Source organism: Chitinophaga sp. 22308, from assembly GCF_052045305.1.
Lineage (GTDB): Bacteria > Bacteroidota > Bacteroidia > Chitinophagales > Chitinophagaceae > Chitinophaga > Chitinophaga varians_A.
In genome coordinates this window covers 737,388-750,750 of the sequence record NZ_JBQEOP010000003.1, presented here as the reverse complement: position 1 = coordinate 750,750, position 13,363 = coordinate 737,388, and the positions used below count along the sequence as shown (strand labels likewise).

Here is a 13,363-nt window from a genome sequence, read left to right as displayed (position 1 = left end):
TACCGTCGCGGAAGTAATTACAGATACAGATGACGCATCCTTTGGGGCACCAATACGGGTATCACGTTAACAGATACACGATGGTCCCGGAATGCCTGAGATAATAAATGCTTGCAATAAATAAATGGAAAATCCGCGCTGACTGTAATGACAGTAGCCGGCTTGAATTACGCTCTGAAGATGTTGGGAGGGGGAGCGTGGATTTCCTGGGCAGGATTGCTGGGGATATCCTCCATTAAAAGAGGATGCAAAACGCCAATGAGTAAAATCGGATTAAACTGCAGGGTATCAAATTGCTTACAGAATTTTAATTCCTTCGCAATTTTTACATGATCATTTCCTGCATCAACAGGATGTTCTTCCACAATCTGGTTATTAAACAGCAGTTTTCCTACCTCCTTGATGGGAAGCAATTGGGAGATCATAAGTCCCAAAAGGAATATGCCGATAATTTTCTTCATGTGTATTAACTGCTGATACAAAAGTAAATGAGCAAAACCATATATACTAAGGTACGGTAATTAAAAAAATGTTAAAGCAATTTAGTGATGATTGGCGGAGGGTTTTAACCACAAAAATCACCAAAACCCGTTTATCCTTTATAATTACCGCTTGTCACATTGTTTTTTAAACGTGTTTTTATCATTTTCTCCCGAGATGGCCTACGGTAGCGGATTTTGACCTCATTGGCAGTAATATCCTAAGCAAGTTATTTTGCTTTCTATGGTATTGTGTATTGCATAGTAGTAAATAATTCCTATTTTTGTATCGTAAAGTTGAAGGAAGGTGTACAGGTCCTCAACTGTTACAAATCAAAAACCACCATTACGTTATACAATTTAAAGCTCACTTGCCATGAACATTGATAACACACAGTCACAGATGCGGAAGGGAGTGCTGGAGTTTTGCATTCTGTCCGTCATCAAGCAAGGAGAAGCTTACCCGTCAGACATCATTGAAAAGATGAAAGAGGCAAAGCTGGACATCCTGGAGGGTACCTTATATCCCTTACTGACACGGCTGAAAAATGCAGAATTGCTCACCTACAGATGGGTAGAAAGCAGCTCCGGCCCCCCACGAAAATATTTTTCCATGACTGACAAAGGGGAAACCTTTTACCGGGAACTGGAAAGCACCTGGAACGAACTGGCCAATGCAGTCCATCAGTTAACACAACAAAACAGCGCACCGCTGTAGTGAATATACCTAAACCTAAAATCTAAAAGAACCAACAAAATGAAAAAGATTATCAACATAAACCTGTCGAGTCGGCTGATTCCCATTGAGGATACTGCCTACGAAGCATTGCGCCAGTATCTGGACAGCCTGAAGAGCTACTTCTCTAAAGAAGAAGGAGGCGATGAAATTGTGGCCGACATCGAAAGCCGCATTGCCGAGTTGTTCCAGGATAAACTGAAAAAAGGCGCTCACTGTATCACCGATGAAGACGTGGCTGCTGTAAAAGTGTCCATGGGCACACCGGAACAGTTTGATGATGTTCCCGGCAGCGGTGCGCAGTCACAGGACAGCAACGCGGACCAGTTTGTGCCCCGTCCCCGCAAGCGGCTCTACCGCGATCCGGAAAACAAGGTACTGAGTGGTGTATGCGGCGGCCTGGGCGCTTATTTCAATGTAGATCCGGTGATCTTCCGTATCATCTTCGTACTGCTGGCCATTGGTGGCTTCGGTACCGGTGTACTGGTATATTTTATCCTGTGGGTGGCAACGCCTTCTGCTGACACTGCAGCGGAAAAACTGGAAATGCGCGGCGAGAAGGTAGACCTGAACAATATCAGGGCTACCATCCAGGAAGAATTAAGCAGCATGAAAGACCAGATGAAAAATGTTGGAAAAGATTTCCAAAATTTTTCGCAGGGCCGCGGAAAGCAGGTAGGTAATGATCTGGAACGCTTTTTTGTAAACCTTGCACAAGGGTTGGGAAAAGTATTGGTTTTCGTGACCAAAGGATTCTTTTACTTCCTTGCGGTAGTCATACTGATCTGCCTGATCGTCACTGGTATAGCGATCGCGATTTCTTCTGCGGCCCTGTTCCCCCTGAAAAATCTTTTGCTCACCGCCCATTCCGCACAGAGCTATCTCTTCTGGCCAGCCATCGTGCTGCTCCTGGGCATACCCGTGGTAGCCTTGCTGATCTTCATCGTCCGTAAGCTGACAGGTGTGAAACAAGGCAGCCGCTATGCCGGTTACACTCTGGTGTTCCTCTGGCTGCTGGGCCTTGTGTTCGCCGGAATCGTAGGCGCTTCCCTGGCAAAAGATTTCAGACGGCGCAGTAACCTCCCTGCAGAAGTGGTGGCCGTTCAACAGCCGTCCCATAATAAACTGGCACTACGCGTAGCGCCGGGTATCTTCAACGGCGACGACTTCAGCTGGTTTGATGATAACCTGATCGTGGCCGACGATACTACCATGATCAACCTCGTGAAACTGAGAGTGGAAAAAAGCACTACTGACAGCTTTGGCGTGGAACTGTACCGCTACTCACAGGGCCGTACCCTGGCACAGGCCAACCAACTGGCAAGCGATATCCATTTCAGCGTACGGCAGCAGGACTCCGTGCTGTTCATCCCGCAGGGCTTCTCCCTGCCGCCTCATTCTACCTTCCGTGGCCAGCGCCTGCTGATGGTGGTGAAAGTGCCGGTAGGCAAAAACCTGGAGATCGATGACGAAATCTACCGCCATTTCTCTTTCGATAAATACGGCCGCCGCTATAATGACGACGACGAGTGGTTTATCGGAGTGGATGCTGATGATGATCATGGACGGAACCATACCCGTCTGAAAATGACCCCGGATGGTGTCACTGAAGAAAACACTACCCCGAAAATCGAACGGGACTCCGTAGAGAACACTTACCACTATAAAGGTAACGACACTACACACAGATAGTTACATATTTTCTGCCATTCTAATGGGAGCGGGGCAGGCCTTTCTGGTCTGCCCCGCTTTCTTTTTTCCCGATCCGATCATTACCCAGGAAGATTAATGTTTAACTTTGTGTATTCGGCTCTAACATTAAAAAAAGAGGATAAGATAAGGAATGCAGGCACCAATAAACATCGCGCTGGTAGGAAATCCTAATAGTGGAAAAAGCTCCCTTTTTAACGCACTCACCGGGTTAAATCAGAAAGTCAGCAACTTTCCCGGGGTGACGGTAGACAAGAAAACCGGAACGGCCAACATTGTTTCGGGACTTTCAGCCAACGTTATCGACCTTCCGGGGACGTATAGCCTGTACCCTAAAAGTGCGGATGAATATGTGACCTACGATGTACTGATCAACCCGGCGAATGAAGACACGCCCGACCTGGTGATCATTGTTGCCGATGCCTCCAATCTGAAACGTAACCTCCTCTTCTGTTCCCAGATCATTGACCTCAAATTTCCGGTGATCATTGCCCTCACCATGATGGACATTGCCCGCAAGAAAGGCGTGGAAATAGATATCGACGGGCTGGAAAGGGAACTGGGGGTGCCGGTAGTGGCCATCAATCCCCGCAAAAACAAAGGGGTGACCGAACTCAAAAAAATCATCGAGCTGGCAGCCCGCGGCAATTATAGCGCGGCCCCCCGTGATTTTATCGGCAATGCCGCATTGGCCGAAGCGGTGATCGATGATGTAAAAAAAGTAGTACCTGCCTGTAGCGACTACGGCGCCCTGCACGTTGCCGTGAACACAGAAGAACTGACATTCCTCGACGCCGGACAGAAAAAAGCTATCCGGGAATCACTGCAGCGAAACCAATTCAATAAAACCAAAGTACAGGCGGAAGAAATCATGCAGCGGTACAACCGCATCAAACATATCATGAAAGCTTCCGTCGTGGAAGCAGACCCGCTGCAGAAACAACTGCGCTCAGAAAAAATAGACGATCTGCTGCTACACCGCTTCTGGGGCTATGTTATCCTGCTGGTGGTGATGTTCCTGCTGTTCCAGAGCATCTTCTGGCTGGCTTCCTACCCAATGGACGCCATTGAAGCCGGTTTTGGTAAATTAAGCGGCTGGCTGACATCTGTTTTGCCTGATAACAAGATCACAGATGTATTTGTAAACGGCATTCTGGCCGGTATCAGCGGATTTGCAGTGTTCATCCCTCAGATCATGATCCTGTTCGGGCTCATCACCGTACTGGAAGATACCGGCTATATGGCGCGTATAAGTTTCCTCACCGACCGCCTGATGCGGCAGGTAGGGCTCAACGGGAAGTCCGTGATGCCGCTGATCAGCGGCGTGGCCTGTGCTGTACCCGCTATCATGGCCACCCGGACCATCGAAAACAAAAAAGAACGCCTCATCACTATACTGGTCACACCGCTCATGAGTTGCTCTGCGCGGTTGCCGATCTATACTATGATGATCGCCCTGGTCATCCCCGACAGAAGGGTGCTAGGCTTCCTGGGCCTGCAAGGTCTGGTGATGATGGGCCTTTACCTGCTTGGTTTCTTCATGGCTATCCTGATAGCGGCCGTTATGAAGCTGTTTGTGCGTATCAAGGAAAAGAGCTACTTCATTATGGAGTTGCCGGTATACCGCGCACCACGCTGGAAAAATGTAGGCACCACCATGGTGGAAAAAGCAAAAATCTTTGTTACTGATGCCGGTAAAGTGATCGTGGTGATTTCCGTGATCCTCTGGTTCCTGGCCTCTTACGGGCCCGCCAGCAGAATGGAGCCGCTGCATGCGAAATATGAGAAACTGATCGCCGCCGCGCCGGAAGGCTCTCCGGAAGCGGAAGCGCTGGACCGCGAATTCCGTTCTGAAAAACTGTCGCACTCCTACGCTGGCATCCTCGGTCATTCCATCGAACCGGCTATCCGCCCGCTGGGCTTCGACTGGAAAATAGGGATCGCGCTGATCACGTCTTTTGCTGCCCGTGAAGTATTTGTAGGCACCATGGCCACCCTTTACAGCGTTGGTGAAAATCCGGACGATAACAATGCCACCCTCCGCGAAAAAATGGCTTCTGCCAAATGGCCGGATGGCCGGCCGGTATACACGCTGGCGGCAGGACTTTCGCTCATGCTGTTTTATGCATTTGCCATGCAGTGCATGAGCACCATGGCCATTGTGAAAAGAGAAACGAAGTCGTGGAAAATACCTTTTATACAGCTGGTTTATATGACATCACTGGCCTATATCTGCAGTCTGATCATCTTTAATATCTTCAAATAATATCTTGTACATTGCAGTAATGCTCACGAAATTGCATTACTATGAAAATGCTTTGTTACAGCTTATTGCTGCTTTTTGCAGGGCCACTGTTGGCGCAGTCTTCTGTTGATTCTGCCCAGCTGCTGAAAGACGTGCGTACCCTTTCCGCCGATAAGTTTGAAGGCCGAAAAACCGGGACCCGCGGCAGCCGCCTGGCCCAGTTTTATATTATCGACCGGTTTAAACAGATTGGTATCACTCCTTATCACGACACTTACGAGTACCCCTTTTATTTTCAGGAGGGAAATAAAAAGGTCATGGGCACTAATCTCTTCGGCTATATACCGGGCAAGAGCAGCGATGTAATAGTTATTTCCGCACACTACGACCACCTTGGCATCGGGAAGCCCAATGCTGCTCAGGACAGCATTTACAACGGTGCAGATGATAATGCGTCGGGCGTAGGCACCATCCTGGCGCTGGCAGCATATTTTAAAAAGAACCCACCTAAATACACCTTGTTATTTGTTGCTTTTGACGGGGAAGAAGAAGGACTGCAGGGTTCCCGGGCGTTTGTCCAACAGCCGCCGGTACCACTCAGTACCATACGGCTCAATATCAATATGGACATGGTTTCGCATAATGATAAGAATGAACTGTATGTGGCAGGCTCCACGCCTTATCCACAACTGAAAAAATTCATCGATGCAGCCGCTGCCCAAAGCAGTATTAAACTGCTGGCAGGGCATGATGTTTCCGGCAGCGGTAGCGAGAACTGGACCAACCAGAGTGATCAGGGACCTTTTCATGCACAGAAAATACCTTTCCTGTATTTCGGAGTGGAAGACCATCCTGACTACCACCAGTTAACGGATGAATATGACCATATTAACCATCGCTTTTATTATCAGGCAGTGAGGACGATCCTGGAGATGACAAAGCAGATAGATACTGAATTGAATTAACGAACATACTGATATACATGGAAAGGCCTGAGCAGTATCTGCTCAGGCCTTTCCATGTATATCAGGTGATTAGTTTCTCAAAGTCTGTATCATGCCCTGGAAGCGGTTGTTCGGGCGCAGAACGCCAATCCGGTTTGTATTAAGCTCGGTGGCGGCCATTCTGCCCAGCTGCGACGCCGGAATGCCCATGTCAGTAAGGGCGGTACGCAACAACGGATCGTTGAGATTACCCCAGTTGGTCGTATAGTCGTCAGTTACATTGATGGTAGGAGCAATACCGCTGAAGTAGCTGCCTTCGCCAGCTGAGTTGAAGGTCTGGAAACTAACAGCATACATATCATACTGTCCAAAGGTAATATTGATGAAGCCTACCGGTTTACCGTAGGTGGTGCCGCCGATCAAATGAGGGTTCATGGACGGTTTCAACACATTGTACAGCAGTTCGCTGGCGGATACGGTACCATTGGTAACAAGGAAGCTGAGGTTGGTGAGGGCCAGGGAACCTTGTTTCTGGAAACTGGTGCTTCTGTAGGTGGTGGATTCCTGCCGGAAAATCTCGGTCCAGTATGTATTGGGACTATACGGCACCGCTTTCATGTTCCGGAAGATATAACTGTAGTTGTTGGTGTTTACGTTGTTGTTGAATGATTGTGTATACATCACGTTATTGTTGGCGCTGGCCGGCGCGAGGTTGTTGGCCAGGTATTCCGCTGTTTCGAGGAGGCCGCCGCCATTGTAGCGCAAATCGGCCACCACGCGGGTAACACCGGCCTGGGCCCAGGCGTTGAACAGCGAGTCGAAGGTGGGCTTCACATCATTCAGGGCTACGAAGTTGTTGAAAACAAAATAACCCACTTTGGTGCCGTTAAAGTTGTAGGTATTGGCGTAAAGAATGGGATTGAGTTTATACGCAGCTGGTGCGAGAGTGCTTGTCTGGGTGTTATTATCCGGTTTGCGGAACACCCAGGTGGCGCTTTTGCTGGCGAAGGCGGCGTTCAGCATGTTGTTTGTCGCCGGACCTACCTGAAAGCTGCTGTTCCCATTCACACTGAGGAGCTGCCACCCGCGCTGGACGCCGGCTTTGTCTGCCGGTGAGCCGGGGTACACATATATTACGTAGAGGGTATTATCTGTCTGATAGCCAACTTCAAAACCCATGTCCCCTAAAATGTCGCCCTGCAGGGCGCGGGAGGTGGTGCCATCATCGATGAAGCTGTACCTGTCGAGCGGCTGGCCATTTGTATTGTTCTTTTTCATGGTGATCAGCGAGCTGAACATGCTCTGGACGGAGGCATAACTTTCCGGTTTAAAGGTCGCTGAATCGGGGATAACGTCTGTCCATAGGTAAATGTCTTTAAATACGGAGAAGATACTATCGTTGATATTGGCTTGTGGCCTTTGCGGGCCGGCCTGGTCCTTCTTTTTACAGGCGGAAAGCAGGGCGATAAATAGGAAGCCGGCGGTCAGCCAGCAGCGTCGATTTGGTTGCATAGCAGCAATTTTAGGATAACCCGAATGATTAAACGAACAAGAGTTGTATACTATTGTGGACCAAAGTTACCAAAGAGATCGTATCCAAGTTCTTCCGGCATGACCCCTTTGTTTTTCAGGCCCAGATTAATTTTATCCCGCCAACGTAACTGCGCAGCCATATTGGTACCGTGATGGGTGTCGCGGTCGAAGGCGTACTGCATGCGGTTCATTTCCTGAAAGGATTGGAGATACTGATATTGTATAACACTGTCATAGTCGTCCCGGTTCAATGCTGTTTGCCGAAGTTTTTGTTTAAACCGTTCCACTACCAGCCGGGTGATATCGAAATGCAGCTGTTCATGCATCAGGGCGTAGCTGTCACGGGCGTCGTCCCTTGCCCAGGATGCGCTTTTGATGAAGAACACCTGCATGATGAGCTTGATTCTCAATGTGTCGTGTGTTACAGCACTGGCGCCCTCGTAGGAAAAGCTGGTATAGGACACTGCAGCACTGGGCCCGGCGGGAGAGGGCTTGCCCCTGAAGTCATCCCAGCGCAGTTTACGGGCGGACGAATAAAAGAGGGTGTCTGAGTGAACGTTGTCCGGATCTTCCCTGTCTTCGAATACCAGCAGGGTAGTGGTGATTTTAGGAGGAGAAGCAGGAGGCATGTGCGTTTTCATCTGCCCGAAGGGCAAAAAAAGCATACAAAATATATGTAATAAGGGTGGCATACCTGTGGACAACAGGATTAAAATTAGGAAAATGCCAGACTGCCTGTTAACCGGCTTCAAAATTTGTAAATTCTATAACATTTGGACCAGGTGTTTTAACAATCATTTTCCGCCGGAAACGGGCTTTTTTCCGTAATTTACTTCCAACCAAAACAATCGCACTATGTACGGCGGCGGATATATTTTCGACGAACCAAACGGAAAACAGCTGCGGGAAGAACAACTGCATGATGATCCTGAAAAGCTGGTGGCTTTTGAAGAAAGAATAGCCAGAGGGGAAAAAATTGAGCCGGGCGACTGGATGCCGGCGGAATATCGCAGACAACTCATCCGTTTGATAGAACAGCATGCGCACTCAGAGATAATCGGGGCCTTGCCGGAAGGAACGTGGATCACCCGTGCTCCCGGATTCAAGCGTAAACTGGCGTTGATCGCCAAGGTACAGGATGAGATCGGTCATGGCCAACTGTTGTACAACGCAGCAGAGACGCTTGGGAAGTCGAGGGAAGCCATGATCAACGACCTGCTCAGTGGTAAATCCAAATATTCCAACGTATTTAATTATCCTGCCAAAACATGGGCGGATGTTACCGTGATCGGTTTTCTGATCGATGCGGCCGCTATTGTCAACCAGGTAGCCAATGCCAAAGGCTCATATGGCCCTTATTGCCGGGCGCTGGAGCGTATCTGTTATGAAGAGAGCTTCCATCTGAAGCAGGGCCATGACGCTTTTATTGAGCTGGCTACCGGCACACCGGAACAGAAAGCCATGCTGCAGGACGCGCTGAACCGCTGGTGGCAACCGATCATGCATTTCTTCGGCCCTCCCGACAAGTCTTCCCAGCACAGCGAAAAGCTGATGCAATGGAAGGTGAAGATGGCGAGCAATGACGAAATGCGTAATCAATTCCTGGACAGTTACGTGCCGAAGATATGGGAACTGGGACTGACGCTTCCCGACCCGGCGCTTCGCAAGAATGCAGACACCGGCCGCTGGGAATATACCGACCCCGACTGGAACGAGTTCTTCCGGGTGATCAATGGTGGCGGTCCCTGCAACGCTGAGCGGCTGCAGGTTAGGAAATGGGCGGAAGAAGAAGGACGCTGGGTACGCAAGGCTTTAATGAACCCGACAGAACAGCGCTCACTGCCGGTTGCATAAATCGTATATACCTGTACGTTATAGCCTGCGATGAGTGGTCGGCAGGCAGATTTTCGTTTAATAAAAGCAATCAACAAATTCATGTCTAACGATTCTTTAGATCCGCGTGTCAACAGGCTGAAACTGGGTGACGCCAACGCGGTCATCAAAGTGGAGGAAGGAGAGAACTGGAATGTTTACGAAGTATTCCATCAGGAGAAGCGGGGCGCCCATCACGAGCACGTGGGCTGTGTACATGCACCGGACCCACAACTGGCGCTGGTATTTGCCAAAGAACAATTTGCCCGCCGTAAAAAATGTGTGAACCTGTGGGTAGTCAGAAGTGCTGACATTCTGGCTTTTGACGTGGAAGATGAAGATATGTTCGCCAACAACCTGGAAAAGAACTACCGCGATGCCAGTGGTTTCAAAGTAATGGAGAAGATCAACAAATTCAAACAATCCAAATGATCAGCAACGCAGCATTAACAGACCTAATCATAAAGATGGCCGATGATGAACTGATTCAGGGCCACCGCAATTCCGAATGGACTGGCCTCGGCCCCGTGATGGAAGAAGACATTGCCTTTTCCTCCATGGCACAGGACAAGATCGGTCATGCCTGGGCATTATACCGCATCCTGCATGAAAACCTCGGGGGTGAAGACCCTGACCGCTTTGCTTTCATGCGGCCGGAAAACGCCTTCAAATGCTCCCATCTCGTGGAGATGCCCAATGGAGGGTATGACTTCAGCCTGATGCGGCATTTCCTGTTTGACCATGCAGAAACGGTACGATATGAAAGCCTTCAGGACAGCAGCTTTGAGCCATTTCGGCTGCTCAGTAAAAAAATAAAAGGGGAATTGAAATACCATACGTTGCATGCCAACGCATTTATCATGCAGCTCAGCAAGGCCAGTGAAGAAGGATATGCCCGGATGCAGACAGCATTGAACGATACCATTGCGCTGGCGGCAGGCATTTTTGAGCCTTCGGTGGCCCATGAGGAAACACTGATAGCTGAAAAGGTATATCCCGGTGAAAAGGAATTGTACCATCGTTGGCTGGACCGTATCTATCCTGTACTGGTGAAAGCATCCCTCAATCTCCCCGACATGAATACCATCACGCCGGTATACGGTGGCAGGCAGGGATTCCATACCACCTACCTGGCCCCGTTGCTGAAAGAGATGGGGGAAGTATTTAACCTGGACACGGAGGCCAGCTGGTAGTATGATGTCAGCAACGATTACACAGGAAGATGTATACCATGCACTGGAGCAGGTGATGGACCCTGAAATACCAGTGCTCAGCGTGATAGACCTTGGTATGATCACCGGTGTGGAGATCACGGAAGGACAGCCGGTGCTGGTCCGTATGATCCCTACGTTTGCCGCATGCCCGGCTGTCAGCTATATCAAAGACAACATCAGGACAGTGGTGGAAAAGGCACTCGGTGTAGCCGTTACCGTTGAAATAGACAAACAGGTGCATTGGGAGAGCAACCGGATGACGGCCGCCGCCAAAGAGAAACTGAAGAATTTCGGCATCGCCCCACCGCCGGTACTGGAAGGGGACGTACGGCCGGAGATCATGTTGAACACGCCTTGCCCGCACTGTGGCAGTGAGCATACCTATCTCCGTTCACCTTTCGGGTCCACGTTATGCCGCGCTATTCATTACTGCAAATCATGTGGTCAGGTGTTTGAGCAATTCAAGCCGCTGGAATAAGCGTTGTTTCTATGTTTCCACAATGGCTATCACAGGAAATACCTATTTTTACACGTATTATTAGTGGCCATTGGCAAATTATACGATGAAACATGAGAATAGGTTTGTATTTCGGGTCTTTTAATCCTATACACACAGGGCATTTGATCATTGCCAATTATGTAGCATACAATACTGACCTGGACAAAGTATGGTTTGTGGTTTCCCCGCAGAACCCACTGAAGACCTCTTCTACCTTGCTGAATGAACATGACCGCTTTCACCTGGTGGAACTGGCGATCAAAGATGAACCGCGCCTGCGCGCCAGCAATATTGAATTTTCACTGCCACGGCCTTCCTTTACGGTAGACACGCTGGCCTATATGGGGGAGAAATTCCCCACACAGGAATTTGCGATCATCATGGGAAGCGACAGTTTTCAGAACCTGCCGCGGTGGAAAAACTATATGCACATTGTACAGCACTATCCGATTTATGTATACCGCCGTCCGGGCCATGATATCACCGATACCTATGGCGCCCGGGTGGAAATACTCGATGCGCCCATGCTGGACATTTCCGCTACCGATATCCGGCAGTGGATCAAAGAGGGCAAGTCTGTACGGTACATGGTGCCGGACAGCGTGATCAATTATATCCAGGAGAATAACTATTTCCGTTAATCAGCTGCGGGGCGGTTAGGCGAAGCCGGTGCCTCCTGCGGGCGCGGTTGCCGGCGGTCCCTTCTTTTCACCAGGAATTCGTTGGAATAGATCTCCAGCAGGAGGATAAACATGGAGATCAGCAGGGGACCGAATATCAAGCCAATAAAACCAAAGAGATTAACACCGATGATCACACCAAAGATGGTGATCAGGGGATGAACATCTGCTATTTTTTTAGCCAGCATGAAACGGGCAAGATTATCTACAATCCCGACCACGCCGAAACCATATACCAGCACCGCAATTCCCTGCCAGGTATTGCCTACGGCCAACAGATACACGCCCATCGGCACATACACCGCCGCCGCGCCAATAACAGGCAGCATAGCCGTAAAACAAGTGACCACAAACCAGAACATCGGCTGCGGAACGCCAAAAACAAGATACCCTATCAATGATACAATGCCCTGTATCACCGCAATCAGCGGAATTCCCAGCGCATTCGCAAATACCAGGGTATTAAACTCTTTCCCCAATCGGTCCACATTCTCATCCCGGAGGGGAATATATTCATACAGGGTCTCCTCCATCTTTCTGCCGTTGACCAGCATAAAATACAGGATAAAGTACATGATGGCGATAGCCGTCAACGTATTGAACGTAGCACCGAGAAAGCCGGGCAGGAAGGCGGTTATCCCATCCTGGATCTTTTGCAGTTGCTGGGTGGAAAGCAGGTTCACCCCGATTTCCTGATGTAATTTTTCATTGAACTCCCGGGCCTTGTTAATCAGCTCTCCTGAATGGGTGGCCGCATACGCTACGCGGGAGGAGAGAAGGTTCACCAGTGCGCCGATGGGCAGCAGTATGATCAGGAAGGAGGCCGTCATCAGTGTGGCGGCGGCCAGGTTTTTCTTCCATTTCCGGACCTCCACGAGCCGGAACATCCATTTACGGGAGGCAACATACAGGGTTACGGCCCCCAGGAAGCCCGGGAAGTAAATATATGTTTCTTTAAACAGCAGGATAGCCAGGAAAAGGATCAGTAAAAGAAACCCAATTTGTTTGAGGCGGTCGTTGTCCAGGTAGCTCATAGTACAATAATATCGGATAATTTAACGGTACAGGCAAAAAACGAACCAGTGCTTTTGGCCATGATAGCTAAACAAAAAACCGCAAAGCTTGTTCTTAATGCGGAATTTTAGTGGAAAGTTTTATACATTATTCATTTATGGAATGGTGTTTGTGAACCTTTAGATACCAAAAAATGAAAACTTTATTCTCTCATCTTAAAAACCTATTTTATGAGTACAAGTTCCAAAGCTGTTGTTTCTTTTATTGTTGGTGCGGCCGTAGGTGTAGCAGTAGGGTATTTCCTCAATTCTGACAAAAAAGATGAACTGGTGGAAAAACTGAAAGACCAGACAGACAAGCTGAAAGACAAGTGGAGAAAAAGAAAGGACCAGTTCCAGGATGAGTTGGAAAATGAGTTGGCATAACCCCTAAGCTGT

General features: G+C 49.1%; 14 protein-coding genes. 10 read left to right on the top strand and 4 right to left on the bottom strand.

Annotated elements, in window-relative coordinates; all coding sequences use genetic code 11:
* Nucleotides 1-167 precede the first annotated feature (167 nt).
* Nucleotides 168-461, bottom strand: a complete 294-nt coding sequence (locus ACTJJS_RS14885; RefSeq protein WP_440664282.1) for a hypothetical protein — start codon at nt 459-461, stop codon at nt 168-170.
* 394 nt (nt 462-855) lie between these two features.
* Between ACTJJS_RS14885 and ACTJJS_RS14880 the strand changes: the two genes are divergently transcribed.
* The 4 genes from ACTJJS_RS14880 (at nt 856) to ACTJJS_RS14865 (ending at nt 6,135) form a co-directional block, all read left to right on the top strand.
* A complete protein-coding gene (locus ACTJJS_RS14880) occupies nt 856-1,197 on the top strand; it encodes a PadR family transcriptional regulator (RefSeq protein ID WP_078669713.1) in 342 nt (113 codons plus the stop codon).
* 39 nt (nt 1,198-1,236) lie between these two features.
* Nucleotides 1,237-2,907, top strand: coding sequence for a PspC domain-containing protein (locus ACTJJS_RS14875; RefSeq protein WP_440664281.1), 1,671 nt, complete (start codon nt 1,237-1,239; stop codon nt 2,905-2,907).
* Nucleotides 2,908-3,058: 151 nt separating this feature from the next.
* Nucleotides 3,059-5,191, top strand: coding sequence for a ferrous iron transport protein B (gene feoB, locus ACTJJS_RS14870; RefSeq protein ID WP_440664280.1), 2,133 nt, complete (start codon nt 3,059-3,061; stop codon nt 5,189-5,191).
* Between the two features lie 41 nt (nt 5,192-5,232).
* Nucleotides 5,233-6,135, top strand: coding sequence for a M28 family peptidase (locus ACTJJS_RS14865; protein ID WP_440664279.1), 903 nt, complete (start codon nt 5,233-5,235; stop codon nt 6,133-6,135).
* Between the two features lie 69 nt (nt 6,136-6,204).
* On the opposite strand, the gene ACTJJS_RS14860 is transcribed toward ACTJJS_RS14865, so the two are convergent.
* Both ACTJJS_RS14860 and ACTJJS_RS14855 read right to left on the bottom strand, forming a co-directional pair.
* Nucleotides 6,205-7,626 (bottom strand): S41 family peptidase, encoded by a 1,422-nt coding sequence (locus tag ACTJJS_RS14860; protein WP_440664278.1) that lies wholly within the window; start codon nt 7,624-7,626, stop codon nt 6,205-6,207.
* 50 nt (nt 7,627-7,676) lie between these two features.
* Entirely contained in the window at nt 7,677-8,312 is a 636-nt protein-coding gene (locus ACTJJS_RS14855) for a DUF922 domain-containing protein (protein WP_440664277.1), read from the bottom strand.
* A gap of 190 nt (nt 8,313-8,502) precedes the next feature.
* On the opposite strand from ACTJJS_RS14855, the gene paaA reads away from it, so the two are divergent.
* From paaA to nadD, 5 genes are all read left to right on the top strand, one after another.
* The gene (gene paaA / locus ACTJJS_RS14850; protein WP_440664276.1) at nt 8,503-9,501 is read left to right on the top strand and encodes a 1,2-phenylacetyl-CoA epoxidase subunit PaaA; all 999 of its coding nucleotides are present in this window, start codon (nt 8,503-8,505) and stop codon (nt 9,499-9,501) included.
* An 81-nt stretch (nt 9,502-9,582) separates the two neighbouring features.
* The gene (locus ACTJJS_RS14845) at nt 9,583-9,951 is read left to right on the top strand and encodes a 1,2-phenylacetyl-CoA epoxidase subunit B (protein ID WP_168870901.1); all 369 of its coding nucleotides are present in this window, start codon (nt 9,583-9,585) and stop codon (nt 9,949-9,951) included.
* The gene (gene paaC / locus ACTJJS_RS14840) at nt 9,948-10,712 is read left to right on the top strand and encodes a 1,2-phenylacetyl-CoA epoxidase subunit PaaC (RefSeq protein ID WP_440664275.1); all 765 of its coding nucleotides are present in this window, start codon (nt 9,948-9,950) and stop codon (nt 10,710-10,712) included. The genes ACTJJS_RS14845 and paaC overlap by 4 nt, the downstream gene beginning before the upstream one ends.
* 1 nt (nt 10,713) lies before the next feature.
* Nucleotides 10,714-11,211: a 1,2-phenylacetyl-CoA epoxidase subunit PaaD gene (paaD, locus tag ACTJJS_RS14835; RefSeq protein ID WP_343744634.1), complete on the top strand. Its 498-nt coding sequence runs from the start codon at nt 10,714-10,716 to the stop codon at nt 11,209-11,211.
* A 92-nt stretch (nt 11,212-11,303) separates the two neighbouring features.
* The gene (nadD, locus tag ACTJJS_RS14830; protein ID WP_168870903.1) at nt 11,304-11,873 is read left to right on the top strand and encodes a nicotinate (nicotinamide) nucleotide adenylyltransferase; all 570 of its coding nucleotides are present in this window, start codon (nt 11,304-11,306) and stop codon (nt 11,871-11,873) included.
* Here the strand turns inward: nadD and ACTJJS_RS14825 are convergent.
* The gene (locus tag ACTJJS_RS14825) at nt 11,870-12,946 is read right to left on the bottom strand and encodes an AI-2E family transporter (RefSeq protein WP_168870904.1); all 1,077 of its coding nucleotides are present in this window, start codon (nt 12,944-12,946) and stop codon (nt 11,870-11,872) included. The two genes, nadD and ACTJJS_RS14825, sit on opposite strands and share 4 nt — an antisense overlap.
* Before the next feature lie 210 nt (nt 12,947-13,156).
* On the opposite strand from ACTJJS_RS14825, the gene ACTJJS_RS14820 reads away from it, so the two are divergent.
* Nucleotides 13,157-13,351, top strand: coding sequence for a YtxH domain-containing protein (locus tag ACTJJS_RS14820; RefSeq protein WP_168870905.1), 195 nt, complete (start codon nt 13,157-13,159; stop codon nt 13,349-13,351).
* Nucleotides 13,352-13,363 lie beyond the last annotated feature (12 nt).

Coding starts and splice junctions, on each gene's coding strand:
- ACTJJS_RS14885 (WP_440664282.1), bottom strand. CDS start 461: ATGAAGAAAATTATCGGCATATTCCTTTTGGGACTTATGATCTCCCAA.
- ACTJJS_RS14880 (WP_078669713.1), top strand. CDS start 856: ATGAACATTGATAACACACAGTCACAGATGCGGAAGGGAGTGCTGGAG.
- ACTJJS_RS14875 (WP_440664281.1), top strand. CDS start 1,237: ATGAAAAAGATTATCAACATAAACCTGTCGAGTCGGCTGATTCCCATT.
- feoB (WP_440664280.1), top strand. CDS start 3,059: ATGCAGGCACCAATAAACATCGCGCTGGTAGGAAATCCTAATAGTGGA.
- ACTJJS_RS14865 (WP_440664279.1), top strand. CDS start 5,233: ATGAAAATGCTTTGTTACAGCTTATTGCTGCTTTTTGCAGGGCCACTG.
- ACTJJS_RS14860 (WP_440664278.1), bottom strand. CDS start 7,626: ATGCAACCAAATCGACGCTGCTGGCTGACCGCCGGCTTCCTATTTATC.
- ACTJJS_RS14855 (WP_440664277.1), bottom strand. CDS start 8,312: ATGCTTTTTTTGCCCTTCGGGCAGATGAAAACGCACATGCCTCCTGCT.
- paaA (WP_440664276.1), top strand. CDS start 8,503: ATGTACGGCGGCGGATATATTTTCGACGAACCAAACGGAAAACAGCTG.
- ACTJJS_RS14845 (WP_168870901.1), top strand. CDS start 9,583: ATGTCTAACGATTCTTTAGATCCGCGTGTCAACAGGCTGAAACTGGGT.
- paaC (WP_440664275.1), top strand. CDS start 9,948: ATGATCAGCAACGCAGCATTAACAGACCTAATCATAAAGATGGCCGAT.
- paaD (WP_343744634.1), top strand. CDS start 10,714: ATGATGTCAGCAACGATTACACAGGAAGATGTATACCATGCACTGGAG.
- nadD (WP_168870903.1), top strand. CDS start 11,304: ATGAGAATAGGTTTGTATTTCGGGTCTTTTAATCCTATACACACAGGG.
- ACTJJS_RS14825 (WP_168870904.1), bottom strand. CDS start 12,946: ATGAGCTACCTGGACAACGACCGCCTCAAACAAATTGGGTTTCTTTTA.
- ACTJJS_RS14820 (WP_168870905.1), top strand. CDS start 13,157: ATGAGTACAAGTTCCAAAGCTGTTGTTTCTTTTATTGTTGGTGCGGCC.